Annotated in this window: 21 protein-coding genes and 1 pseudogene; 8 read left to right on the top strand and 14 right to left on the bottom strand. The window is 61.9% G+C overall.

What is annotated here, in order from left to right:
- Nucleotides 1-121 precede the first annotated feature (121 nt).
- Nucleotides 122-1,159: an L-glyceraldehyde 3-phosphate reductase gene (gene mgrA / locus HNO86_RS08080; RefSeq protein WP_175376475.1), complete on the top strand. Its 1,038-nt coding sequence runs from the start codon at nt 122-124 to the stop codon at nt 1,157-1,159.
- 111 nt (nt 1,160-1,270) lie between these two features.
- Here the strand turns inward: mgrA and tauD are convergent, their stop codons facing one another.
- The 7 genes from tauD to HNO86_RS08115 form a co-directional block, all read right to left on the bottom strand.
- On the bottom strand, nt 1,271-2,113 hold the full coding sequence (gene tauD, locus HNO86_RS08085; protein ID WP_175376476.1) for a taurine dioxygenase: 843 nt from the start codon (nt 2,111-2,113) through the stop codon (nt 1,271-1,273).
- A gap of 137 nt (nt 2,114-2,250) precedes the next feature.
- On the bottom strand, nt 2,251-3,084 hold the full coding sequence (gene tauC, locus HNO86_RS08090) for a taurine ABC transporter permease TauC (RefSeq protein ID WP_175376477.1): 834 nt from the start codon (nt 3,082-3,084) through the stop codon (nt 2,251-2,253).
- Nucleotides 3,081-3,875, bottom strand: coding sequence for a taurine ABC transporter ATP-binding subunit (tauB, locus tag HNO86_RS08095; protein WP_175376478.1), 795 nt, complete (start codon nt 3,873-3,875; stop codon nt 3,081-3,083). The genes tauC and tauB overlap by 4 nt, the downstream gene beginning before the upstream one ends.
- Before the next feature lie 16 nt (nt 3,876-3,891).
- Complete coding sequence (gene tauA, locus HNO86_RS08100) at nt 3,892-4,869, bottom strand: taurine ABC transporter substrate-binding protein (protein WP_175376479.1); 978 nt, start codon at nt 4,867-4,869, stop codon at nt 3,892-3,894.
- A 205-nt stretch (nt 4,870-5,074) separates the two neighbouring features.
- Nucleotides 5,075-6,658, bottom strand: a complete 1,584-nt coding sequence (gene gshA / locus HNO86_RS08105; protein WP_175376480.1) for a glutamate--cysteine ligase — start codon at nt 6,656-6,658, stop codon at nt 5,075-5,077.
- 262 nt (nt 6,659-6,920) lie between these two features.
- Nucleotides 6,921-7,304 (bottom strand): PaaI family thioesterase, encoded by a 384-nt coding sequence (locus HNO86_RS08110; protein ID WP_175376481.1) that lies wholly within the window; start codon nt 7,302-7,304, stop codon nt 6,921-6,923.
- The gene (locus HNO86_RS08115; protein WP_175376482.1) at nt 7,304-9,628 is read right to left on the bottom strand and encodes a Tex family protein; all 2,325 of its coding nucleotides are present in this window, start codon (nt 9,626-9,628) and stop codon (nt 7,304-7,306) included. The genes HNO86_RS08110 and HNO86_RS08115 overlap by 1 nt, the downstream gene beginning before the upstream one ends.
- A gap of 361 nt (nt 9,629-9,989) precedes the next feature.
- Between HNO86_RS08115 and ompR the strand changes: the two genes are divergently transcribed.
- Both ompR and HNO86_RS08125 read left to right on the top strand, forming a co-directional pair.
- Nucleotides 9,990-10,730, top strand: a complete 741-nt coding sequence (gene ompR, locus HNO86_RS08120; protein WP_096513915.1) for a two-component system response regulator OmpR — start codon at nt 9,990-9,992, stop codon at nt 10,728-10,730.
- A 111-nt stretch (nt 10,731-10,841) separates the two neighbouring features.
- Complete coding sequence (locus HNO86_RS08125; RefSeq protein ID WP_175376483.1) at nt 10,842-12,155, top strand: ATP-binding protein; 1,314 nt, start codon at nt 10,842-10,844, stop codon at nt 12,153-12,155.
- An 87-nt stretch (nt 12,156-12,242) separates the two neighbouring features.
- On the opposite strand, the gene rimK is transcribed toward HNO86_RS08125, so the two are convergent.
- The gene (rimK, locus tag HNO86_RS08130; RefSeq protein ID WP_175376484.1) at nt 12,243-13,148 is read right to left on the bottom strand and encodes a 30S ribosomal protein S6--L-glutamate ligase; all 906 of its coding nucleotides are present in this window, start codon (nt 13,146-13,148) and stop codon (nt 12,243-12,245) included.
- A complete protein-coding gene (locus tag HNO86_RS08135) occupies nt 13,145-13,606 on the bottom strand; it encodes an ATP-dependent zinc protease (protein WP_175376580.1) in 462 nt (153 codons plus the stop codon). Before HNO86_RS08135 ends, rimK begins: the two co-directional genes overlap by 4 nt.
- A 233-nt stretch (nt 13,607-13,839) precedes the next feature.
- Here HNO86_RS08135 and HNO86_RS08140 point away from each other — a divergent pair, with 233 nt between their 5' ends.
- The 3 genes from HNO86_RS08140 to HNO86_RS08150 all read left to right on the top strand — a co-directional run bounded on the left by HNO86_RS08140 (nt 13,840) and on the right by HNO86_RS08150 (nt 17,072).
- Nucleotides 13,840-14,244 (top strand): RNA-binding S4 domain-containing protein, encoded by a 405-nt coding sequence (locus tag HNO86_RS08140; RefSeq protein ID WP_175376485.1) that lies wholly within the window; start codon nt 13,840-13,842, stop codon nt 14,242-14,244.
- Between the two features lie 202 nt (nt 14,245-14,446).
- Complete coding sequence (hslO, locus tag HNO86_RS08145) at nt 14,447-15,349, top strand: Hsp33 family molecular chaperone HslO (protein ID WP_175376486.1); 903 nt, start codon at nt 14,447-14,449, stop codon at nt 15,347-15,349.
- Between the two features lie 181 nt (nt 15,350-15,530).
- Nucleotides 15,531-17,072 carry a phosphoenolpyruvate carboxykinase gene (locus tag HNO86_RS08150; RefSeq protein WP_175376487.1) on the top strand — a complete coding sequence of 514 codons (1,542 nt, stop codon included), beginning with the start codon at nt 15,531-15,533 and terminating at the stop codon, nt 17,070-17,072.
- 67 nt (nt 17,073-17,139) lie between these two features.
- On the opposite strand, the pseudogene HNO86_RS08155 reads toward HNO86_RS08150, so the two are convergent.
- Both HNO86_RS08155 and HNO86_RS08160 read right to left on the bottom strand, forming a co-directional pair.
- A pseudogene (locus HNO86_RS08155) lies at nt 17,140-17,481 on the bottom strand (DMT family transporter); the annotation flags it as partial.
- A 106-nt stretch (nt 17,482-17,587) separates the two neighbouring features.
- A complete protein-coding gene (locus HNO86_RS08160) occupies nt 17,588-17,878 on the bottom strand; it encodes a hypothetical protein (RefSeq protein ID WP_175376488.1) in 291 nt (96 codons plus the stop codon).
- Between the two features lie 402 nt (nt 17,879-18,280).
- On the opposite strand from HNO86_RS08160, the gene HNO86_RS08165 reads away from it, so the two are divergent.
- Together HNO86_RS08165 and HNO86_RS08170 are read left to right on the top strand one after the other, a co-directional pair.
- Entirely contained in the window at nt 18,281-20,209 is a 1,929-nt protein-coding gene (locus HNO86_RS08165; RefSeq protein ID WP_175376489.1) for an ATP-dependent DNA helicase RecQ, read from the top strand.
- A gap of 112 nt (nt 20,210-20,321) precedes the next feature.
- The gene (locus HNO86_RS08170; RefSeq protein ID WP_175376490.1) at nt 20,322-20,741 is read left to right on the top strand and encodes a thioesterase family protein; all 420 of its coding nucleotides are present in this window, start codon (nt 20,322-20,324) and stop codon (nt 20,739-20,741) included.
- Nucleotides 20,742-20,806: 65 nt separating this feature from the next.
- On the opposite strand, the gene HNO86_RS08175 is transcribed toward HNO86_RS08170, so the two are convergent.
- The 3 genes from HNO86_RS08175 to fdhD all read right to left on the bottom strand — a co-directional run bounded on the left by HNO86_RS08175 (nt 20,807) and on the right by fdhD (nt 24,772).
- Nucleotides 20,807-21,283 carry a glycine zipper domain-containing protein gene (locus HNO86_RS08175; RefSeq protein WP_175376491.1) on the bottom strand — a complete coding sequence of 159 codons (477 nt, stop codon included), beginning with the start codon at nt 21,281-21,283 and terminating at the stop codon, nt 20,807-20,809.
- A 304-nt stretch (nt 21,284-21,587) separates the two neighbouring features.
- Nucleotides 21,588-23,936, bottom strand: a complete 2,349-nt coding sequence (locus HNO86_RS08180; RefSeq protein ID WP_175376492.1) for an FdhF/YdeP family oxidoreductase — start codon at nt 23,934-23,936, stop codon at nt 21,588-21,590.
- Nucleotides 23,933-24,772, bottom strand: coding sequence for a formate dehydrogenase accessory sulfurtransferase FdhD (fdhD, locus tag HNO86_RS08185; protein ID WP_175376493.1), 840 nt, complete (start codon nt 24,770-24,772; stop codon nt 23,933-23,935). Before fdhD ends, HNO86_RS08180 begins: the two co-directional genes overlap by 4 nt.
- Nucleotides 24,773-24,806: the final 34 nt, after the last annotated feature.

Consider the following 24,806-nt stretch of genomic DNA (forward strand, 5'->3'; position numbering starts at 1 on the left):
AAATATGTGAAACGTTTCAGCAATTAGTCGAGTCAGAGGTTTTTTGGTGTTTGTCCGGGCGTATGCTGGGCGACTGGCGAAGCAGTCGAGACCAGGTTCAAGACAGACAAGAGAGGATTCGATGACTTACACCGCTGCCGAAAATCGCTACGACTCCATTCCCTACCGCCGCGTCGGTCGCAGCGGTCTGGTGCTGCCGGCGCTGTCCCTGGGCCTGTGGCACAACTTCGGCGACAGCACGCCGATCGCCACCCAGCGGGCGCTGTTGCGCACGGCGTTCGATCTGGGGATCAACCATTTCGACCTGGCCAACAACTACGGGCCGCCCTACGGCAGCGCCGAGATCAATTTCGGCCGTTTGCTGCGCGAGGATTTCAAGCAGTACCGCGATGAGCTGATCATCTCCAGCAAGGCCGGTTGGGACATGTGGCCCGGGCCTTACGGGCAGGGCGGCGGGTCGCGCAAATATGTGCTGGCCAGCCTCGACCAGAGCCTGCAGCGCCTGGGCCTGGACTATGTGGACATTTTCTACTCGCACCGTTTCGACCCGGACACCCCGCTGGAAGAAACCGCCAGCGCCCTGGCCACGGCGGTGCAGCAGGGCAAGGCGCTGTACATCGGCATCTCGTCGTACTCCGGGGTCAAAACCCGCGAGATAGCCGCGCTGTTGAAGGAGTGGAAAGTGCCGCTGCTGATCCATCAGCCGGCCTACAACCTGCTCAATCGCTGGGTGGAAAAGGACCTGCTGGATGTCACTGATGAACTCGGCACCGGGGTGATTGCCTTCACGCCGCTGGCGCAGGGGTTGCTGACGGACAAATACCTGAACGGCGTACCGGCGGATGCGCGGGTCAATCGTCCGGGCGGTGGTTCATTGCAGGCCTCGCACCTGTCCGAAGCCAACATTGCTCACGTTCGAGCCTTGAACGAAATCGCCAAGCGTCGCGGCCAGAGCCTGGCGCAACTGGCACTGGCCTGGACCCTGCGTGACCCGCGAGTGACCTCGGCACTGATCGGCGCGAGCCGGCCGGAGCAGATTGTCGAGAACGTCGGGGCGTTGAAGAACTTGAGCTTCAGCGTTGAGGAGCTGGCAGAGATTGACCGGTTTGCCCGGGAGGGTGGGATCAATCTTTGGGAGAAGCCTTCGATGGCGGAGTGAGTTCGTCTGGCGACAAAGACAAATCAGGCCCCTTCACGTCGTGAAGGGGCCTGAATTTTTATATGGCTGTGTTTTTGTACAGGTCGCCAGGCGGGCGGTGTGAGCCTGGAATTATCGAAAAAACGGCACATCCCCCAACACCGTAGCCCGCTGCATCACCCGCCGCGCCGGGCGGTAGTCGTCCACGGCGTAATGCTGGGTCACGCGGTTGTCCCAGAAGGCGATGTCGTCTTGCTGCCAGCGCCAGCGGATCGTGAATTCCGGGCGGGTGGTGTGGGCGAACAGGTATTTCAGAATCGCGTCGCTCTCGGTTTCCGACAGTTCGTTGATCTTCGACGTGAAGCCCTCATTGACGAACAGCGAGCGGCGTCCGCTCACCGGATGTGTGCGGATGACCGGGTGCGACAGCGGCGGATTCTTGCGCCGTGCCTCTTCCCATTGCGCAAGCGCCTCGGGGGAGTTGCCGTAGCGCTCCAGCGGGAAGGAGCGGGTGAAGTCGTGGGTGGCGGTCAGGCCTTCGAGCAGGGTTTTCATCGGGGCGGACAAGGCTTCGTACGCGGCGATGCCACTGGCCCAAAGGGTGTCGCCGCCATACTCCGGCAGGAGCTTGGCGCTGAGCACCGCGCCCAGGGCCGGGGTCGGCAGGAAGGTCACGTCGGTGTGCCAGATCGCGTTGTCGCGCACGTCGGTGACGGCGGTATCGAGGATCAGGATTTGCGGCTGCTCCGGCACGTTCGGGTAGATCGGGTGAATGTGCAGATCACCGAAGTTGGCGGCGAAACGCGCCTGCTGTTGCGGGGTGATCGGCTGGTTGCGCAAGAACAGCACCTGATGCTTGAGCAGCGCCTGCTCGATGGCATCGCGCTGTTCCAGATTCAGTGGCTGGCTGATGTCGACGCCGCTGATCTGCGCGCCGAGGGCGGGGCTCAAGGGGGTGATGCTGAGAGTGCTCATGGACGTTCTCTTCAATTTCATTCTGTAGGAGCCGAGCTTGCTCGCGATGGCGGTGGTCCAGTCACAGGAGTGTGGTCTGACAGTCTGCTATCGCGAGCAAGCTCGGCTCCTACAGTGGGGAGTTCAGTGATCGATGATTAATGCGCTTGGCCATGCCACGGCACCAGTTTTCGCTGCAGGGCGCGCAGGCCCATTTCCATGGCGAAGGCGATCAGGGCGATGACCAGGATGCCCAGCACCACCACATCGGTGACCAGGAACTGCGCGGCCGACTGCACCATGAAACCCAAGCCGCTGGTGGCGGCGATCAGTTCGGCGGCGACCAGGGTCGACCAGCCCACCCCCAGGCCAATGCGCACGCCGGTCAAAATGTCCGGCAGGGCGCTTGGCAGAATCACATGGCGAATCAACTGCGCGCGGGTCGCTCCCAGGGACTGCGCGGCGCGCAATTTCGCCGGGTCGACGGTGCGCACGCCGGTGGCAGTGGCGATGGCAATCGGGGCGAAAATCGCGAGGTAAATCAGCAGGACTTTCGACAGCTCGCCGATGCCGCACCAGATCACGATCAGCGGCAGATAGGCCAGCGGCGGAATAGGGCGGTAGAACTCGATCAGCGGATCGAGCACGCCCCGTGCAATGCGGTTGGCGCCGATGGCGATACCCACCGGTATCGCCGTCAGCACTGCAAAACCCAGACCAAGGCCGATGCGACTGAGGCTCGCGCCCAGGTGCTGCCACAGGGTCGAGTCCATGTAGCCGGTGGTCGCCAGCAGCCAGCCTTTTTGCACCACGGCGGACGGCGGCGGCAGGAACAGTGGCTCGATCAGGCCGCTGGCCGTCACGGCCCACCAGGCGATAACCAGCGCGACCAGCGTCAGCAGGCTGATCCAGCGAATGCTCAGAGGACGGCGTGACGCCGTCGCGGGAAGGCCGGGCTTTACCGCGGCGACGGGAATTTCATAGCTGCTCATGCGCGCTCCTGCCGCTGGGCGGCGCTGCGTTGGGAGAACACTCGGGCGAGCACGTGTTCACGGGTTTCGATAAAGCGCGGGTCGGACTTGATCGAGCGCGCCGACTCGCCGGCGGCGTAGCGCTGGCCGAAATCCAGTTGCAGGCGTTCGACGATTTGCCCGGGGTTCGGCGCCAGCAGGATCAGGTCGGTGGCGAGGAACACCGCTTCTTCAATGTCGTGGGTGATCAGGAACACCGGCTTGGCGGTGCGCCGCCAGACTTGCAGCAGCAGTTGCTGCATCTGTTCGCGGGTAAAGGCATCGAGGGCGCCGAAGGGTTCGTCCATCAGCAACACCCGTGGGTCGGCGGCGAGGGCGCGGGCCAGGCCGACGCGCTGTTTCTGCCCGCCGGACAGCTGCCAGATACGACGCTGTTCGAACCCGGACAGGTCGACCAGCGAAAGCATTTCGCGGGCGCGCAGCTCGCGTTTTTCCCGCGCAACGCCTGCCAGCTCAAGGCCGAAACCGACGTTGGCCAGCACGTCCTGCCAGGGCAGCAGGGCGTCGTCCTGGAACACCACGCCACGTTCGGCGCTCGGTCCTTTGACCGGCACGCCGTCGAGGGTAATGCGCCCGGCGCTGGGTTCGACGAAGCCGGCAATCAGGTTCAACAGCGAGGTCTTGCCACTGCCGGACGGGCCGAGGGCAACCAGCAATTGCTGGGGGCCCAGGGTCAGGGAAATGTCCGCCAGCACAGGTGTAGGGCTGCCGGGGTACTGTGCGCTGATACGCTCCAGCTGTAGCAAGGCCATCGCAGTCAGCTCCCGATCAGTTGGTGATGAACTTGGCGCTGACGTACGGCGCGTAGTCCGGCAGCACCGCCTCGACCTTGCCTTGCTCCTTGAGGAACACGGCGGTGTCGGTGATGGCCTTGGTGGTGGGGGCGCCGAGGCTGATCACCTGATCGGCCGCCAGCGGGTAAACGTTGCCTTGCAGCAGCAACGGAATGTCGCTGGCCTTGGCGCCGGAGAGTTTCACCAGCTTGTCGACGTTGGCTTGGTTGGCGATCCAGGCTTGCGGGTCCTTGCGGTATTCGGCGTAGGCATCCAGCGTGACCTTGGCGAAGGCCGAGACGATTTCCGGGTGCTTCTCGGCGAAATCCTTGCGCACGATCCAGGCATCGAAGGTCGGCGCGCCGAACTTGGCCAGCTCGCCGGAGGTGATCAGCACTTTGCCGGTTTCCTTGGCGACACCGAGTGCCGGATCCCAGACATAGGTGGCGTCGATGTCACCGCGTTTCCAGGCGGCGATGATCGCTGGTGGCGCGAGGTTGAGCACGGTGACTTTCGACGGGTCGATGTTCCAGTGCTTCAGCGCGGCCAGCAGGCTGTAGTGTCCGGTGGACACAAAGGGCACGGCGATCTTCTTGCCGACCAGATCCTGTGGGCCCTTGATCCCGGAACCGTCGCGCGCCACCAGGGCTTCGGCGGCACCGATCTGGGTGGCGATGAGGAAGGTTTCCACCGGCACCTTGCGGGTGATGGCGGCGGTCAGCGGGCTGGAACCGAGGTAACCGATCTGCACGTCACCGGAGGCGATGGCGGCGATGATGTCGGCACCGTTATCGAATTTGCGCCAGCTGATGTCGGCCTTGGTGGCCTTTTCGTAGGCACCATCGGCCTGGGCGACTTTCGCCGGATCGACGGTGGTCTGGTAGGCGACGGTGACGTCAGCCGCCTGGGCAAGGAAACTCGCCGCAGCCAGGGAAGCGGCCGCCAGCAAGCGAAGGGGGAAGTGCAGTTTCATGGGGGGAGCTCCTGTCAGGCGACCGAGAGTCGGCGTGAAAGGAGACTAAATGATCTAAGAATTCGAAAATAAATAACTTTTTCGAATGAGCTTATGATCTGAGTAATTTATAGGGCAAAAAGACCGCAGCCTTCGGCAGCTCCTGCATTGGAATACGTTCCCCTGTAGGAGCTGCCGAAGGCTGCGATCTTTTAACCGGCGTGAATTAGTTGCTGATAGCCAGAATGCTCGCCTGGTAAGCCCCGACAAACACGTCGAAATCACCCACCTCGTTCTGTTCCAGCGCAACCTGCTCCGCCAGCGAAGAACGCGCACGCTCTTCGAACGCTGCCTGAACGTCTGCCGGCAATGGCTCGCTGCGGAAAAACTCCGCATGGGCCTGGCTCTGGCGCAGGGAGAACTGGGCGAAGCTTTCCTTGTGCTCGGCCATCGCCGCCAGGACCTGGGCCGATGGTGTCAGGGACGGATCCTTGACCTTGGCCATCTGCGCATCCAATGCCTTGCTGTGGGCGTCGCCGCCGTGGCTTTGGTCCAGCAGCGCAGCCAATGGCGCGATGCTTTCCAGCAACTGGCCTGCCCACTCTTTCAAGTCGACTGGCTGACCGTCGCGCTGCAGTTGCAGACCCGGACGACGACCTTCCTTGACCACGCTGAGGAAGTTCGAAGTGGCGTTGCCGCAGCTGGTGTTGGTCAGCAGCGGGCTGTCGTTCAGGGCGCAATACAGCAGGAAGGCATCGAGGAAACGCGATTCGGTGATGTCGATGCCCATCGGCAGGAACGGGTTGATGTCCAGGCAGCGTACTTCGACGTACTGGATGCCACGGGCCATCAGGGCCTGGATCGGACGTTCGCCGGAATAGGTCACGCGTTTGGGGCGAATGTTGGAGTAGTACTCGTTTTCGATCTGCAGGATGTTGGTGTTGAGCTGAACCCACTCACCGTCCTTGTGCGTGCCGACTTCGACATACGGCGCGTAGGGCGTGGCCACCGCTTTGCGCAGGCTGTCGGTGTAGCTGACCAGATCGTTGTAGCAAGGCGTCAGGCCGGCCTGGGCGTTGGATTGATAACCCAGGTCGCTCATGCGCAGGCTGGTGGCATAGGGCAGATACAGGGTGTCCGGGTCCAGTTGCTCCAGCTGATGCGCACGACCACGCAGGAAGCCGGCGTCCAGGGCAGGCGATGCACCGAACAGGTACATCAGCAGCCAGCTGTAACGGCGGAAGTTGCGGATCAGGGCGATGTAGGACGACGACTGGAAGTCGCGGTCGGTGCCGACAAAACCTTCGGCCGACTTGAGCAGCGGCCAGAGTTTTTCCGGCAGGGAGAAGTTGTAGTGAATCCCGGCGATGCACTGCATGGTCTTGCCGTAACGCAGGGCCAGGCCCTTGCGGTACACGTACTTGAGCTGCCCGATGTTGGAGGTGCCGTAGTAGGCGATCGGGATATCTTCCTCGGCCGGCAACGGGCACGGCATCGATGGACTCCACAGGTACTCGTTGCCGAGCTTGCTGTAGGCAAAGCGATGAATGCTGTCCAGGCTCGCCAGCGTATCGGCCGGATCGGTCAGGGCAGGGGTGATGAACTCCAGCAGCGACTCGGAGTAGTCGGTGGTGATCTGTTCATTGGTCAGCGCGGAACCCAGTTCTTCCGGGTGCGGCGTTTGCGCCAGGCGACCTTCGCCGGTCACGCGCAGGCATTCACGTTCGATGCCGTGAAGGCACTGTTCGAGCAGAGAGAGGTTAGCGCGCTCGCCGAGCAGGGCCAGGCGGCGGTTGAGAAGTTCGCTCAAGTTGGATTCCTTCACGCGTCAGTCGCCCCAATATGGGGGTGGGCAAGACGGTCTACAAGGGTGAAGTTGAAACTGGCGTTTTCGCCTGGTTTTTGTCGCTATTGTTCAAATTTTGCACAGTTCCCTTGCAGGAGCCGAGCTTGCTCGCGATGCGGTGTGTCAGCCAACACAATTGTCGTCTGATAATCCGCTATCGCGAGCAAGCTCGGCTCCTGCAGGGAAAGGCACTGCGCCGAAATTAACTCAAATCGATGACGACTAGCTACAGGACAGCGAACGTGCCTTGTGCTTTTGCGACCAGTTTGTCGCCTTGCACGACGTCGGCCTCGACCACCAGGGTGCGGCGGCCCGGGTGGATCACCCGCGCCGTGCACATCACCTCGCCGTCGGCGACGGCGCGGATGTAGTTGATCTTGCACTCGATGGTTGCGCTCTGCTGGTCAAAGCCATGGCTGCTGGAGCAGGCCAGTCCCATGGCGATGTCCACCAGACTGAACAAGGCACCGCCGTGCAGCTTGCCGGCGCGATTGCGCAGCTCGGGTTCGAGCACCAGGGCCACTTGCGCCACCCCGGTTTCCAGGCTGTGCAAGCGGCAGCCCAGCAGCTTGAAAAACGCGCTTTCGGTGTACCCGGCAGGGATATCCATCAGCGCTTCTTCAACTGCTTGGCGTTGGCGAACAGCGAGGCCATGGCGTTGTTGGCCGGAGCCGCCGCCGTGGTTTCCTTGCGCGGTGCGTTGTTCTGCGACTGACGCGGCGCCGAGCCAGGACGCGCGCCACGGGCGCCATCGATTTTCTCGCCCGGGGTGTCGCTCATGCGCATCGACAGGCCCACGCGTTTGCGCGGAATGTCGACTTCCATGACCTTCACTTTCACCACGTCACCGGCCTTCACCGCTTCACGGGGATCCTTGATGAACTTCTCCGAAAGTGCAGAGATGTGCACCAAACCGTCCTGATGCACGCCGATGTCGACGAATGCACCGAAGGCAGTCACGTTGGTCACCACGCCTTCGAGGATCATGCCCGGTTGCAGGTCCTTAAGGTCTTCGACGCCTTCCATGAACTCGGCGGTCTTGAACTCCGGACGCGGGTCGCGGCCCGGTTTTTCCAGTTCCTGAAGAATGTCGGTGACGGTCGGCAGGCCGAAGGTTTCGTCGGTGAATTTCTTCGGATCCAGGCGCTTGAGGAACGACGCGTCGCCAATCAGCGAGCGAATGTCGCGGTCGGTCTCGGCGGCGATACGTTGCACCAGCGGATAGGCTTCCGGGTGAACCGCGGAGGAGTCCAGCGGGTTCTCGCCGTTCATCACCCGCAGGAAGCCGGCGGCCTGTTCGAAAGTCTTCTCACCCAGACGCGCGACTTTCTTCAGGGCAGCACGGGTTTTGAAAGCGCCGTGTTCGTCGCGGTGGCTGACGATGTTCTGCGCCAGGGTCGCGTTGAGGCCGGAAATACGAGCCAGCAGTGCCACGGACGCGGTGTTCACGTCCACGCCCACGGCGTTCACGCAGTCTTCGACCACCGCGTCCAGGCCACGGGCCAGTTTCAGCTGCGACACGTCGTGCTGGTACTGGCCGACACCGATGGATTTCGGATCGATCTTCACCAGTTCCGCCAGCGGATCCTGCAGGCGGCGGGCAATCGACACCGCGCCACGGATCGACACGTCCAGGTCCGGGAATTCCTTGGCCGCCAGTTCCGACGCCGAGTACACCGATGCACCCGCCTCGGACACCATGACCTTGGTCATCTTCATGGCTGGATATTTTTTGATCAGTTCGATGGCCAGCTTGTCGGTTTCGCGGCTGGCGGTGCCGTTGCCGATGGCGATCAGGTCCACCGAATGCTTGGCGCACAGGGCGGCCAGGATCGCGATGGTCTGGTCCCATTTGTTGTGCGGCACGTGCGGGTAAACGGTGGCGTGATCCAGCAGCTTGCCGGTGGCGTCGACCACTGCCACCTTGCAGCCGGTGCGCAGGCCAGGGTCCAGGCCCAGGGTGGCGCGCGGGCCGGCCGGAGCGGACAGCAGCAGGTCGTGCAGGTTGTGGGCGAAAACGTTGATCGCCTCGGTTTCCGCGCCGTCACGCAGCTCGCCCAGCAGGTCGGTTTCCAGGTGGGTGTAGAGCTTGACCTTCCAGGTCCAGCGCACCACTTCGCCCAGCCACTTGTCGGCCGGACGGTTCTGATTCTGGATGCCCACGTGCTGGCCGATCATGCCTTCGCACGGGTGCATGGTGCCCGGCAGTTCATCGCCGACTTTCAGCGCAGAGCTGAGAATGCCTTCGTTGCGGCCACGGAAAATCGCCAGGGCGCGGTGCGACGGCATGGTTTTCAACGGTTCGTCGTGTTCGAAGTAGTCGCGGAACTTGGCGCCTTCCTCTTCCTTGCCGGCAATCACGCGGGCACTGAGGGTGGCTTCCTGCTTGAGGAAGTTGCGCAGCTTGTCCAAGAGGCTTGCGTCTTCGGCGAAGCGCTCCATCAGGATGTACTTGGAGCCTTCGAGGGCGGCCTTCACGTCAGCGACGCCTTTGTCGGCGTTGACGAAGCGCGCGGCTTCGGTTTCCGGGGAAAGATTCGGGTCGTTGAACAGGCCGTCGGCCAACTCGCCAAGGCCGGCTTCCAGGGCGATCTGGCCCTTGGTGCGGCGTTTTTGCTTGTACGGCAGGTACAGGTCTTCGAGGCGGGTCTTGGTGTCGGCGAGCTTGATGTCGCGTTCCAGCTGCGGGGTCAGCTTGCCTTGCTCTTCGATGCTGGCCAGGATGCTGATGCGCCGTTCGTCGAGTTCTCGCAGGTAGCGCAGACGCTCTTCCAGATGACGCAGCTGGGTGTCATCGAGGCTGCCGGTGACTTCTTTCCGGTAACGGGCGATGAAGGGAACGGTAGAGCCTTCATCGAGTAGCGCGACGGCCGCTTCGACCTGTTGCGGGCGTACGCCGAGTTCTTCGGCGATGCGGCTGTTGATGCTGTCCATAAAACCACCTGACAAATTGTGAAAGCAGGCTCGCAGGCGCGACATAGGGCCTTGGCGAGTCTGGTTGAGCGGCCTGGCCTGCGCCGCTGCCTGGATCAAAAGGTATCCCGTTGACCCGTGAAATCGAACAATTACTGCCGGTGCCATGAAAAATAAAAAGCGGCCACCGGGGGTAACGATCAGACGTTGCCTGACACAAAAGGCCGCGCATTATAACCAGCGTTGCGGCCTTCGGGGGGCTCGCAGAGCCCGGGCGGTATGCCCGGATTCCTGGCGGTGAAGGAAAAATCTGCTAACAATGCACACGGTGCGTATAACGGCAGCTACGCCATAATGCGCGCCGAGCTAAAAGGAGCATCCAATGAGCAGCACTGCAAACATTGCTGAAGGCGAAAAAATTCTTATTGTTGACGACGATCCGGGCCTCAGCAGCCTGCTGGAGCGTTTTTTCGTCAGCAAGGGCTACCGCGCCCGTGCCGTACCGAACACTGAACAAATGGATCGCCTGCTGGCGCGTGAAGTGTTCAACCTGGTCGTCCTCGACCTGATGCTGCCCGGCGAAGACGGCCTGACCGCATGCCGCCGCCTGCGCAGCGCGAACAACCAGATTCCGATCATCATGCTGACCGCCAAGGGCGACGAGCTGAGCCGTATCAAGGGCCTGGAACTGGGCGCCGACGATTACCTGGCCAAGCCGTTCAACCCCGACGAGCTGATGGCCCGTGTCAAAGCCGTCCTGCGTCGTCAGTCGGCACCGGTGCCGGGCGCGCCGGGCAGCGAAGACGAAAGCGTGACCTTCGGTGACTACGAACTGTCCCTGGCTACCCGCGAGCTCAAGCGCGGCGAAGAAGTGCATATGCTCACCACCGGTGAGTTCGCGGTCCTCAAGGCGCTGGTCATGAACGCCCGCCAGCCGCTGACCCGCGACAAGCTGATGAACCTGGCCCGTGGCCGCGAATGGGATGCCCTGGAGCGTTCCATCGACGTGCAGATTTCCCGTCTGCGCCGGATGATCGAACCCGATCCATCCAAACCGCGTTACATCCAGACCGTCTGGGGCGTGGGTTATGTGTTCGTTCCGGATGGCACCGCCACCAAGTGATCGACCCATTGCAGGAGCGGGTCGGCGGACAGGTCTGATGACCTTGGCCGCAGACTCGCGACCCGCAATATGCGAGCATCGCTCGTTCCTGCAAGTGTGTAGCGCCTACCCATGAAAACCCCGGTTTGGTTCCCCCAGAGTTTCTTCTCCCGCACCCTTTGGCTGGTGCTCATCGTCGTTCTGTTCTCCAAGGCACTGACCCTGGTTTATCTGCTGATGAACGAGGACGTGCTGGTGGACCGCCAATACAGCCACGGCGTCGCCCTGACGCTGCGCGCCTATTGGGCAGCCGACGAAAACAACCGCGACAAGATTGCCGAAGCCGCGACCCTGATCCGGGTGGTGGGCGCCGGCGTGCCGGAGGGTGAGCAACACTGGCCGTACAGCGAGATCTACCAGCGGCAGATGCAGGCCGAACTGGGTGCCGACACCGAGGTGCGATTGCGCATGCACACGCCACCGGCCTTGTGGGTACGGGCGCCGAGCCTGGGTGACGGGTGGATGAAGGTGCCGCTGTACCCGCATCCGCTGCGGGGTCAGAAAATCTGGAACGTGCTGGGCTGGTTCCTGGCGATCGGGCTGCTGTCCACGGCGTCGGCGTGGATCTTTGTCAGCCAGCTCAACCAACCGTTGAAGCGCCTGGTCTATGCAGCGCGGCAACTCGGCCAGGGCCGCAGTGTGCGACTGCCGATCAGCGATACGCCCAGCGAAATGACCGAGGTGTATCGCGCCTTCAACCAGATGGCCGAAGACGTCGAACAGGCCGGGCGCGAGCGTGAGCTGATGCTGGCGGGGGTGTCTCATGACCTGCGAACGCCGCTGACCCGCTTGCGTCTGTCACTGGAGCTGATGGGCGATCGCACCGACCTGACCGACGACATGGTCCGCGACATTGAAGACATGGACGCGATCCTCGACCAGTTCCTGGCCTTCATCCGCGACGGTCGCGATGAGTCGGTGGAGGAGGTGGACCTGAGCGATCTGGTCCGGGAAGTGGCTGCGCCGTTCAACCAGAACGAAGAGAAAGTGCACTTGCGCCTGGAGCCGATCCAGCCGTTTCCATTGCGTCGGGTGTCGATGAAGCGGTTGCTGAACAACCTGATCGGCAACGCACTTCATCACGCGGGCAGCGGCGTGGAAGTGGCGGCCTATGTTTCCGGCGACACCGCCGCTCCCTATGTGGTGCTGAGCGTCATGGACCGTGGCGCCGGGATCGATCCGGCGGAGCTGGAGGCGATCTTCAACCCCTTCACCCGCGGCGACCGGGCACGAGGCGGCAAAGGCACCGGACTGGGGCTGGCGATCGTCAAGCGGATCGCCTCGATGCATGGCGGGAATGTCGAGCTGCGCAACCGCTCCGGTGGCGGGCTGGAAGCGCGGGTGAGGTTGCCACTGGGATTGATGTTGCCGCGCGATGCGGTTTAACCGCTAAAAGATCGCAGCCTTCGACAGCTCCTACAGGGAGACGCGGATCCCCATGTAGGAGCTGCCGCAGGCTGCGATCTTTTGCTTTTATCCTTTGCCTTTGGTCCGGGTCATATTCGGCCCGCCATTCTTCTCCAAATGCTCAATGATGATCCCCGCCACGTTCTTGCCGGTGGTGGTCTCGATCCCCTCCAGACCCGGCGACGAATTCACTTCCATCACCAGCGGCCCATGATTGGAGCGCAGGATATCCACGCCCGCCACCGTCAGCCCCATGACCTTCGCCGCGCGCAAGGCGGTCATGCGTTCTTCCGGGGTGATCTTGATCAGGCTGGCGCTGCCGCCGCGATGCAGGTTGGAACGAAACTCGCCCGGCTTGGCCTGGCGCTTCATCGCGGCAATCACCTTGTCGCCCACCACGAAGCAGCGAATGTCGGCGCCGCCGGCTTCCTTGATGTACTCCTGCACCATGATGTTCTGCTTGAGGCCCATGAACGCCTCGATCACCGATTCCGCCGCGGTGGCGGTTTCGCACAGCACCACGCCAATGCCCTGAGTGCCTTCCAGCACCTTGATCACCAGCGGCGCGCCGTTGACCATCGCGATCAGGTCGGGAATGTCGTCGGGGGAGTGGGCGAAACCGGTGACCGGCAGGCCGATGCCGCGCCGTGACAGCAGTTGCAGCGAACGCAGCTTGTCCCGCGAGCGAGCGATGGCCACCGATTCATTGAGCGGGAACACGCCCATCATTTCGAACTGGCGCAACACCGCGCAGCCATAAAAGGTCACGGACGCACCGATCCGTGGAATCACCGCGTCGAAGCCTTCCAGCGGTTTGCCGCGATAGTGGATCTGCGGCTTGTGGCTGGCGATGTTCATGTAGGCACGAAGGGTATCGACCACCACCATTTCATGGCCGCGTTCGGTACCGGCTTCGACCAGGCGGCGGGTGGAATACAGACGCGGGTTACGCGACAGCACAGCGATCTTCATGCAACACCTGTGGAAGAGGTAGATACCGGGAACACCGGCTTGTCTTGAATGTATTTAATGCCTGGATTGACCACCAGCTGGCCGTCGATCAAGGCTTTGGAACCCAGTAGCAGGCGATAACGCATGGACTTGCGGCAGGCGAGGGTGAACTCGACCCGCCAGACCCGATCACCGAGGGCGAGCGTGGTGCTGATCACGTATCGCACCTGCGCATGACCGTTGGAGCTTTTAATGGTTTTTTTCGTCACCAGCGGCGCTTCGCAGCGGCGGTGACGCAGTTGCACCACCGTGCCCAGGTGCGCGGTGAAGCGCACCCACTGCTCGCCATCGCGCTCGAACACCTCGATGTCGGTGGCATGCAGGCTGGAAGTGCTGGCGCCGGTGTCGATTTTTGCGCGAAGGCCCGCGACTCCCAGATCCGGGAGCGCCACCCACTCGCGCAGACCGACAACGGTCAAATGATCAAATGTCTTCAAAATTGTTCAACCGGTAGAAACCGCGGTGGCCACAGGCGGCCGATTTCGCGGTATTCACGCAGAATAATGGTTAAAAGGCGACAGATATCTACGGCCCCGATTTCCAGTATTCCAAGGAGGTTAGGAAATGTCGGCATTCTAATCCGGGGGCACTTAATTCTTGGTACGACAGAACGGTAGTACAGTTCACCAATATTTCAGAACGAGGAAATCCCATGGCACAAAAAAGCGAAGAGGACGACAAAGTCCGCCTCGATAAATGGTTATGGGCGGCGCGCTTCTACAAGACCCGTGCCCTGGCCAAGGCGGCGATCGAAAGCGGCAAGGTGCATCACCGTGGCGAGCGCTGCAAGCCGGGCAAGGAGCCGCGCATCGGCGATGAGTTCGAGATCCGCACCGGTTTCGATGAGCGCACGGTAGTCGTCCAGGCGCTGTCGATCGTGCGTCGGGGCGCGCCGGAAGCACAGACGCTGTACGCCGAGACCGAAGCCAGCATCGCCAAACGCGAGGCCGCAGCCGCCCAGCGCAAGGCCGGCGCCCTGGGTGTAAGCACCGATGGCAAGCCGAGCAAGAAGCAGCGGCGCGACCTGTTCAAGTTTCGCGGCAGCAGCAACGAGTAGTGACAATTAGGGCACTTCGTCCGGGGCCGACTTGCAATTGCCCGGGCGAGTAACCATATCGGGGGATTCCCCGACGTCACAGCGAGCCTGTTAAATAGCCGCTCGTCGAAAATCGCTACAGCATCCGACCCCATGGGCCATAAAGAGGGCCTACGGCGTCAGAGGCGTTGAACCCTTTTTTACCATTCAGATACCCAGACTTATGACCGACCTACCGGATACCGACTTCACTCAACGCTTCATCTTCGATGACAGCGACACCCGTGGCGAAATGGTTTCGCTGGAACTCAGCTACGCCGAAGTCCTGGCCAAACACGCCTATCCGGAGCCGGTCGCGCAATTGCTGGGCGAACTGATGGCGGCCGCGGCGCTGCTGGTCGGCACCCTGAAGTTCGATGGCTTGCTGATTCTCCAGGCCCGTTCCGAAGGCCCGATTCCGCTGCTGATGATCGAGTGCTCCAGCGAGCGCGACATCCGTGGCCTGGCCCGTTACGAAGCGGACCGTATCGCGCCTGACGCGACCCTGTCCGACCTGATGCCCGATGGCTCGCTGACTCTGACCATCGACCCGCGCCAGGGCCAGCGCTACCAGGGCGTCGTTGATCTGGACGGCGACAACCTGTCCGAGTGCTTCACCAACTACTTCGTCATGTCCCAGCAGATCGGCACGCGCATCACGCTGTGCGCCGACGGCCGTCGTGCCCGCGGCATTTTGCTGCAGCAACTGCCCGCCGACCGCATCAAGGACGAAGAAGAACGCGCTGCCAACTGGCAGCACCTCAGCGCCCTGACCGGGACGCTGACCGTCGATGAACTGCTGGGCCTGGACAACGAAACCGTGCTCCACCGCCTCTACCACGAAGAGCAGGTACGTCTGTTCGACGTGCAGAAACTGCGCTTCCGCTGCAGCTGCTCCCGTGAACGTTCGGCCAATGCGCTGGTCAGTCTGGGTCAGGAAGATGCGCAGAACCTGGTGGTCGAACACGGTGGCCACATCGAGATCGATTGTCAGTTCTGCAACCAGCAATACCTGTTCGATGCCGCCGATGTCGCTCAATTGTTCGCCGGTGCGGGCGTCGACACGCCGTCAGATACCCGTCACTAAAACGGTTCAGCGCAGGTAAATTCACTGGTTCGTGCCGGAATAACGCCGTTACGACGGGAGGGCCCTACTCTTTTTGGGCATTTCTGGCATAATCCGGCCCACTTTTTTCGCGGTAGTAGTGCACGACTTTCTACTACAAAACGTTTGGAGCACACTCGGCCACTGGCCGACGGGGAAACTCATGACGCAAGCCAATAACGCCGTGTACACCGATCTGAGTGTTGATGATCTGGTTAAAGAAGCCCTGAATCGCGGTGAGGGCGAGCTTGCCGATACCGGCGCACTGGTTGTTCGTACCGGTCACCGTACCGGCCGTTCGCCAGTCGATCGCTTCATTGTTGAAGAGCCGACCACTCAGGATTCCATCGCCTGGGGTCCTATCAACCGCAAGTTCCCGGCCGACAAGTTCGATGCCCTGTGGGCTCGCGTCGAAGCGTTCAACAACGCGCAAGAGCACTTCGTTTCCCACGTTCACGTAGGTGCTGCTCACGAGCACTACCTGGCTGTGAAGATGACCACCCAGACCGCCTGGCAGAACCTGTTCGGCCGTTGCCTGTTCATCAATCCAGAGCAGTACAACCCGGCTGGCCGTGAAGAGTGGCAGATCCTCAACGTTGCCAACTTCGAGTGCGTGCCTGAGCGTGACGGCACCAACTCCGATGGCTGCGTGATCCTCAACTTCGCACAGAAGAAAGTGCTGATCGCCGGCATGCGTTACGCCGGTGAAATGAAGAAAGCCATGTTCTCCGTGCAGAACTTCCTGCTGCCAGCGGCCGACGTGCTGCCAATGCACTGCGCCGCCAACATCGGCGAAGCAGGCGACGTGACCCTGTTCTTCGGTCTGTCCGGCACCGGCAAGACCACCCTGTCGGCCGACGAAAGCCGTTACCTGATCGGTGACGACGAGCACGGCTGGGGCGAAGGCGTTGTCTTCAACATGGAAGGTGGCTGCTACGCCAAGTGCATCGACCTGTCCGAGAAGAACGAGCCGGTCATCTGGAAAGCCATCAAGCACGGCGCGGTGCTGGAAAACGTCGTGATCGACGACGCCAAACACGCCGACTACGCTGATGTCAGCCTGACCCAGAACAGCCGCGCGGCCTACCCGCTGGAGCACGTTGCCAAGCGTTCGGAAGCGAACCTGGGCGGCGAGCCGAACGCTGTGATCTTCCTGACTTGCGACCTGACCGGCGTACTGCCACCAGTGTCGATCCTGAACAACGAGCAGGCGGCCTACCACTTCCTGTCCGGCTACACCGCGCTGGTCGGTTCCACCGAAATGGGCTCGGGCGGCGGCATCAAGTCGACCTTCTCCACCTGCTTCGGCGCACCGTTCTTCCCGCGTCCGGCTGGCGAATACGCTGAGCTGCTGATCAAGCGCATCAACGGCTTCGGCTCCAAGGTTTACCTGGTCAACACCGGCTGGACCGGCGGTGGCTACGGCGTCGGCAAGCGTTTCAACATCCCGACCACCCGTGGCGTGATCGCAGCGATCCAGAGCGGCGCTCTGATCGGTGCCGAGACCGAGCACCTGGACACCATCAACCTCGACGTGCCAAAAGCCGTTCCGGGTGTTGAGACTGGCCTGCTGAACCCACGCAACACCTGGGCTGACAAAGCCGCCTACGACGAAGCCGCCAGAGCACTGGCCGGCCTGTTCATCGAGAACTTCAAGAAGTTCGACGTGAGCGACGCGATCAAGGCAGCCGGTCCAAAGCTGTAAGCGTTGGTTTGAAACCATGAAAAAGCCGCCCTTCGGGGCGGCTTTTTTGTGCGCGGCGTTTAAGGTTTCAGGCTTTGAGGTGCAAAACGAACGCCCCGAGCAAAACCAGCACGAGGCCCGTCACCTGCACTCTTTCCAGTCGCTCCTTGAAAAACAAAAAGCCCAGGATCGCCGCGATCCCGCCCGACAGGGTGCTGATCACCGTGACCACCGAAACGGAGCCGGCCACCGCGCCCCAGGCAAATGCCGAAAAACCGCCGAGGTTCATCAGGCTGGCGCCGGTCAGCGTCAGGCAGTTTTTCAGCGGCGGGATTTTCAGGCCGTCATCCATTTTGAGAACGATCGCCACCAGCACGATCAGGCCGATGAAGTAGGCGAGCCAGAGCATTGTCACAGGTCCAAGGGCGGGCGATGCCTACAGGCTTTTCTGCTCTTTGGTGAGGTATCTGATATCGCGCTATCGTTCATCGCGAGCAGGCTCGCTCCCACAACGGCGGGTGCAACCAAGCGTGTGGTTAGCCGGGGGTTTTGGGCAGGCGCCGGCGGGCGGTGTCGAGCAGGTCGTTGCCGTCCTGGGTGAGCAGGTAGAGGGCATTGACGATGTTGGGGATGTCGCGGGTGTCGGCTTTTTTGAAGCACAGGCAGTACAGGGTTTCGAGCAGGTCACTGGCGGCGCGGATGCGTTGGCGGGCGGCGTCGAGGATTTCGGTGGGGTCGGCCTCGGTGTCGATGACCAGCACGGGCGTTTCGCTGTAGCGGCTGGAAAGGGGGCGATAGCGGGTGGTGAGCGGGTCGGGCATGTTCATCGAGTCAGTCCTTTGGAAGGTCGGGCAGTCTTGCCGGCAGGCCGATGCACTGTCAGCCGCGAGCAAAACTATGCAGGGGCCGATTCACAGCGGCAATACAGGCGCAATCGACAGGATTTGTAGGGACTTTTTCCGGTTTTGCGGAATGGCCCTACAAGCGAGCCCGGTTTTCCACAGGGGAAGCTCGATGGCTGAAAATTCCCGCGGGATTGTCAGGCGTGTCGCTGAAATCGTCTGAAGGGACGCGTCATGTCATGTAGGAGATTTCGAATACGCCTTGCGACGTGGCCTCGGTGAGGATGCCGTATCATCCCGTATCGTTTTTTGCCCCGACCTTTTTTCGACTCGCTGCCATCGCCGACTAGGCTTTGGGCTCCCCAGCGGTCAACGGAGTGACAGCTTATGCACGACACCCTGGAACAGGTTTTCGGTTATCCACAGTTTCGACCCGGCCAGGAAGCGGCCATCGGCGCGGTCTTGGCCGGGCGCTCGGCGGCGGCGATTTTCCCCACCGGTTCCGGCAAATCCCTGTGCTACCAGTTACCGGCGGTGATGCTGCCGCACCTGACGCTGGTGGTTTCGCCGCTGCTGGCGCTGATGCAGGACCAGCTGGCGTTCCTGCAACGCCACGGCATATCGGCCGGCAGCATCGATTCTGCCCAGAGTCGCGAGGACGCCAGCGATGTCATGGCGCGCGCCAAATCCGGCGAATTGAAGATCCTGATGATTTCCGTGGAGCGCCTGAAGAACGAGCGCTTCCGCAACTTTCTGCAGCAGGTGCCGATCTCGTTGCTGGTGGTGGACGAGGCGCATTGCATCTCCGAATGGGGCCACAACTTCCGGCCCGATTACCTCAAGCTCCCCGACTACCAACGCCAGTTCAATATCCCGCAGGTGTTGCTGCTGACCGCCACCGCAACGCCCCAGGTGATCGCCGACATGCAGGCGAAATTCGCCATCGCGGCCCAGGACGTGGTGACCACCGGCTTTTATCGGCCGAACCTCAATCTGTGGGTGGAACCGGTGCGCGGCCAGGACAAGCGCCGGCGCCTCGTCGAGTGGATGACTCAGCGTGCGGGCCAGCCGAGCATCGTCTACGTCACCCTGCAAAAGACCGCTGAACTCATTGCCGAACACCTGCAGCGCAATAACATTGCGGCCGAGGCCTATCATGCGGGTCTGCCCCACGAACAACGGGAAGCGTTGCAGAAGCGCTTCATGGACGGACAGTGCAATTGCATCGTCGCCACCATCGCTTTCGGCATGGGCATCGACAAGAGCGACATCCGCAACGTGGTGCATTTCGACCTGCCAAAATCCACCGAAAACTACAGTCAGGAAATCGGTCGCGCCGGGCGTGACGGTCAGCCGTCCGACTGCCTGGTGCTGGCCAACCGCGACAGCCTCAATGTGCTGGAAAATTTCGTCTACGGCGACACGCCGGAACTGGACGGCATCCGTCATGTGCTCGACGAGTTGCAGTCCAACGCGCCGGAGGGGCAGTGGGAGTTTTTGCTGGGGCCCTTGACGGACGACAGCAACATTCGCCAGCTGCCGCTCAAGACCTTGCTGGTGCAACTGGAACTGCGCGAAATCATCGCGCCGCGTTACGCCTATTACGCCGAGTACCGATTCAAATACCTTGAAGAGCCCGAGGTGCTGCTGGCCCGTTTCGAAGGCGAACGCAGGGATTTTGTCGAGGCGATCATCCAGACCTCCAAGCGTGCACGTACTTGGGCCACGGTGAATTTCGAAGCGCTGTTCGAGCAGTATCAGGCCGAGCGTGATCGGGTGGTCAGGGCGCTGGATTATTTTCAGGAGAAGGGCTGGGTCGAGCTTGAAAGCAAGCTGATGACCGAGGTCTACAGCCTGCTCAATAGTGGTTTCGACAGCGCGGCGTTGAGCGAGGAACTGCACGGGTATTTCACCCGGCATGAACAGACCGAAGTCGCGCGGATTCACGCCATGCTCGATCTGTTCGCCACCGAGCGTTGCCTGGGTTATCGCCTGGCCGAGTATTTCGGCGACTTTGATGCGCCGCAGCAATGCGGGCATTGTTCGGTGTGCCATGGGCAGGTGGCCCGGCTGCCTGAGCCACCGGCGTTGCCGGCGCTTGTGGATAAAAACTTCGAGGCATTGTGCGGGGATTTTATCCACAGGCATGAACAGCACACCGGGCTGCCACCGTCGGCGGAGCGGCTGACGCGATTTTTGTGCGGGATCAGCGTGCCGCTGTTCACCAGGCTCAAGGCGCGGACGGTTACGGGGTACGCGGTGCTGGAAGATTACCCCTATGGCGAAGTAAGGTCGTGGGTTCAGGCGCACCTCTAACCAATGTAGGAGCTGCCGAAGGCTGCGATCTTTTCAAGAGCAAGATCAAAAGATCGCAGCCTTCGGCAGCTCCTACATGGGGATTTGTGAAATGACACAGGAATTTATACCGATGCCCCAACGCTCCGAATACCTGCACTTGCAGCCCATCACTACCCGCTGGCACGACAACGATGCCTACGGGCACGTGAACAACGTCACCTACTACAGCTTCTTCGACACGGCCGTGAACACCTACCTGATCGAGGTCGGTGGCCTGGATATTCACGATGGCGAAGTGGTGGGGTTCGTGGTGAGTTCAGCCTGTGACTACTTTGCTTCCATCGCTTTCCCGGACCGGATCGAGATCGGCCTGCGGGTCGGCAAGCTGGGCAACAGTTCGGTGCAGTACGAGTTGGCGGTGTTCAAGCAAGGTGAAGACGAGGCCTGCGCGGCGGGGCGCTTCGTCCATGTGTTCGTCGATCGTGCGTCGAATCAGCCGGTGTCGATCCCCGGCGGCTTGCGTGGGGCGCTGGAGCGTCTGGTGGTTTGACCAAGGCAAAAAAAATCGCAGCCCGAGGGCTGCGATTTTTTTAACTGTCGGCCAAGCCTGCGAGGTTAGTCGCGGTGGCGCCAGTGTTTGTGCTTGCGGTGGCCATAGTGGTGGCCACGGTCGTGACGATGGTCGTCACGGTAGTAGCGGCGACCGCGACGATCATCATCGTCGTCTTCATCGGCCTTGTTGCCCATGTAGTTACCGAGCGCGCCACCGGCGCCGCCGCCGGCCGCGGAGCCGATCAGGCTTCCGGTGGTGCCGCCCATGCTGCGGCCGACCACGTTACCGCCTGCCGCGCCCAGCGCACCACCGATGGCGGCTTCGCCACGGCTGCGTTTGTCTGCGCCGACGGCGCTACCACCCGCGCCGCCCAGGGCCGCGCCAATGGTGGAACCTGTACTGCCGCCCAACGACTGGCCGACAACCGAACCTAGAACCCCGCCCAATGCGCCGCCCACACCTGCTTCGGTGGTGCCGCCGGCAGAGGCTACGCCGCTGACCAGGCCAAGGGACAACAAGAGAATCGAGGAGAACTTCATGGAGGAACCTCAAGGGGATGACGGCGCGATCCTGAGGCTCTGGAATGGGCGTGACAATCGAAATCCGACGAGTAACACGACTTGAGCACATTTCCATAAGTTACTGTTTTTTGGGCGGAACTTAATGATTTTTCGCCGGTCTTTTACTACTTCGGATTGGCCGTTTTTGTGAAAAAACGGCCTTTTTTGTGGGCGTCTGGAAAGGTGTTGTGTCCGGCATGATGCCAAAAGATCGCAGCCTTTGGCAGCTCCTGCATGGATCCGTGCAGGAGCTGCCGAAGGCTGCGATCTTTTGATTTTTGCGTCAGGCCGACTGCGCCAGAATCAACCCCGTCTCACTCGCCGCTTCCAACCGGATCGCCACGAACTTCGACGTCGGCGTATGGCTGCCATCCCCGACGCTCTCCAACGGCACCAGCGGATTCACCTCAGGGTAATACGCCGCCGCCTGCCCGGCCGGGATGTCGAACGCCAGCAGCGTGAAACCCTTCACCCGACGTTCCACGCCATCGTCCCACAGCGACACGATGTCGGCCTTCTGCCCCGGCTTGAAGCCCAGGCGCATGATGTCGGCTTCGTTGACGAACAACACTTCGCGCTGACCCTTGACCCCACGATAACGGTCGTTGAGGCCGTAAATCGTGGTGTTGTACTGATCGTGGGAACGCATCGATTGCATGATCAGGTCCGGCTGCTTGCCGGTGGCGCGGGTGCGCTCGTGGAGCAAATCCTTGGGCAGCGCATTCGGACGGAAATTGGCCCGGCCCGACGCGGTGTTCCACTTGCGTGCACCGGCGGTGTTGCCCAGGTAGAAACCACCCTTGTTCTTGATCTTCTCGTTGAAGTCCTTGAAGTTGGGAATGGTGTCGGCGATCAGGTCGCGGATGCGACGGTAGTCCGCCACCAGCCAGTTCCAGTCCACCGGATGGTTGCCCAGGGTCGCGGCGGCGATGCCGGCCAGAATCGCCGGCTCCGAGCGCATCTGGTTCGACAGCGGCTGCAACTGGCCGTTGGAGGCGTGGACCATGCTGAACGAGTCTTCAACGGTCACCGCCTGCGGGCCTTCGGTCTGGATGTCGATGTCGGTACGACCCAGGCACGGCAGGATCAGCGCGTCCTTGCCGTGGGCCAGGTGGCTGCGGTTGAGCTTGGTGCTGATCTGTACGGTCAGGTCGCAGTTGCTCAGGGCCTGGAAGGTGCGTGGGCTGTCCGGGGTGGCCTGGGCGAAGTTGCCGCCCAGAGCGATGAACACTTTCGAACGGCCTTCGGCCATGGCATGGATCGCCTCGACCACGTTGTGGCCGTTTTCACGGGGCACCTTGAACTGGAAGCGACGCTCGATTGCATCGAGGAACGCCACCGGCGGACGCTCGTTGATGCCCATGGTGCGGTCGCCCTGCACGTTACTGTGACCGCGCACCGGGCACAGGCCCGCGCCCGGCTTGCCGATGTTGCCGCGCAGCAGCATCAGGTTGGCGATTTCCTGGATGGTCGCCACCGAATGGCGATGCTGAGTGATGCCCATCGCCCAGCACATGATGACGTTCTTGCCCTTGAGGTACATGCGCGCCGCCTGCTCGATCTCCACCAGAGGCAGGCCCGACTGCTCGACGATCTGCTCCCACGGGGTGTCGTCGATGACCGCCAGGTAGTCCAGCACATTGACGCTGTGCTCGTTGAGGAACACGTGATCGAACACGGCCGGCTCGCCCGCCTTTTGCGCGTCACGCTCCCATTGCAGCAGGAACTTGGCCATGCCGCGCATGATCGCCATGTCGCCGCCCAATGCCGGGCGGAAGTACGCGGTGTTGGTCGGCTTGTCGCCGTTGGTGAGCATTTCGATCGGGTGCTGCGGATGCTGGAAACGTTCCAGGCCGCGCTCCTTGAGCGGGTTGATGCACACCACCTGCGCGCCGCGTTTCACCGCTTCACGCAGTGGCTCGAGCATCCGCGGGTGGTTGGTGCCCGGGTTCTGGCCCCAGACGAAAATCGCATCGGCGTGTTCGAAGTCATCGAAAGTCACGGTGCCTTTGCCGACGCCCACGCTTTGCGACAGCGCAACACCGCTGGCCTCGTGGCACATGTTCGAGCAGTCGGGGAAGTTGTTGGTGCCGTAGGCGCGCACGAACAGCTGATAGAGAAACGCCGCTTCGTTGCTGGCGCGTCCCGAGGTGTAGAACTCGGCCTGATCGGGGCTTGGCAGAGCGCGCAGATGCTTGGCGATCAGGGCGAAGGCGTCGTCCCAGCTGATCGGCTGATAGCGATCGGTTTCGGCGTTGTAGACCAACGGCTCGGTCAGGCGGCCCTGGTATTCGAGCCAGTAATCGCTCTGCTCCAGCAACGAGGTGACGCTGTGTTTGGCGAAGAACTTGCCATCGACACGGCGTTTGGTCGCTTCCCAGTTCACTGCCTTGGCGCCGTTCTCGCAGAACGCCACCATGCCGCCTTCCAGCGAATCGCCCCAGGCGCAACCCGGGCAGTCGAAACCGCCGTTCTTGTTGGTCTTGAGCATCATGCGCAGGTTTTTCAGCGCGTTGTCGCTGGTCAACCAGGCCTGGGCCACGCTGATCAGCGCGCCCCAGCCGCCGGCCGGACCCTTGTATGGCTTGTAACGGGGAACGGGTGTCTGGTCGGCTTGACGGTGTTGACTCACGCTTGGCTCTCCCGCGCAGGGCTGTAGACCCGCGGCGCGTTTTTCTGGGGAAGATGGATAAGGTTGAGGTTGTGGCGACGGGCCCATTGCACGGCAAGGCCCGTGGGCGACGACAGGCTGACCAGGGTCTGGATGCCGGCGCGCAAGACTTTCTGGATCAGTTCGAGGCTGCAACGGCTGGTGACGATCGCCAGGCCGCCGGTGATCGGGATGTTGCGGCGGATCAGCCCGCCGATCAGCTTGTCGAGGGCATTATGGCGGCCGATGTCTTCACGGCCGAGCAGCAACTCGCCCTGGTCGTTCATGAACACCGCCGCATGCACCGCGCCGCTGTATTGGCCCAGCGGCTGGAAGGCGCTGATGCGCTGGCGCAGGCCGTCGAGCCATTGCGCCGGCGGCAGTGGTGCGCCGGGCAGCACTTTGAGGTCCGGCAATGCCTGCTCCACCGCTTCCACGCCGCACAACCCGCAGCCGCTGGTGCCGGCCATTTGCCGACGCTGCAGCTTGAGGTTCCAGAACGCGCGGTTGGCGATGGTCACCTGCGCATATTGCGCGGAACCCGCGGCGGTCAGTTGCAGGTCATAAATGTCATTGGCGTCTTCGATGATGCCGCTGCCCAGGCTGAAGCCGACGATGAAGTCTTCGAGATCGGTCGGCGTCACCAGCATCACCGCCTGGTTGATGCCGTTGTAGGCAATCGACAACGCCACTTCCTCGGCCAGCGCGGTGCTGGTCGACTCGGTGTTTTCGAGATCGCTGTAGCTGTAGGTCTGGCTGGCAGCAGGCGCGGGCGTTTGCAGGGCGGGCGCCGGGCAGGAAGGGCGCTGGGTGTCCATGGCATCACCAAGGGTTTTGATCAGGTTTAAGACT

The sequence above is a fragment of the Pseudomonas sp. C1C7 genome (genome assembly GCF_013359595.1).
GTDB lineage: Bacteria > Pseudomonadota > Gammaproteobacteria > Pseudomonadales > Pseudomonadaceae > Aquipseudomonas.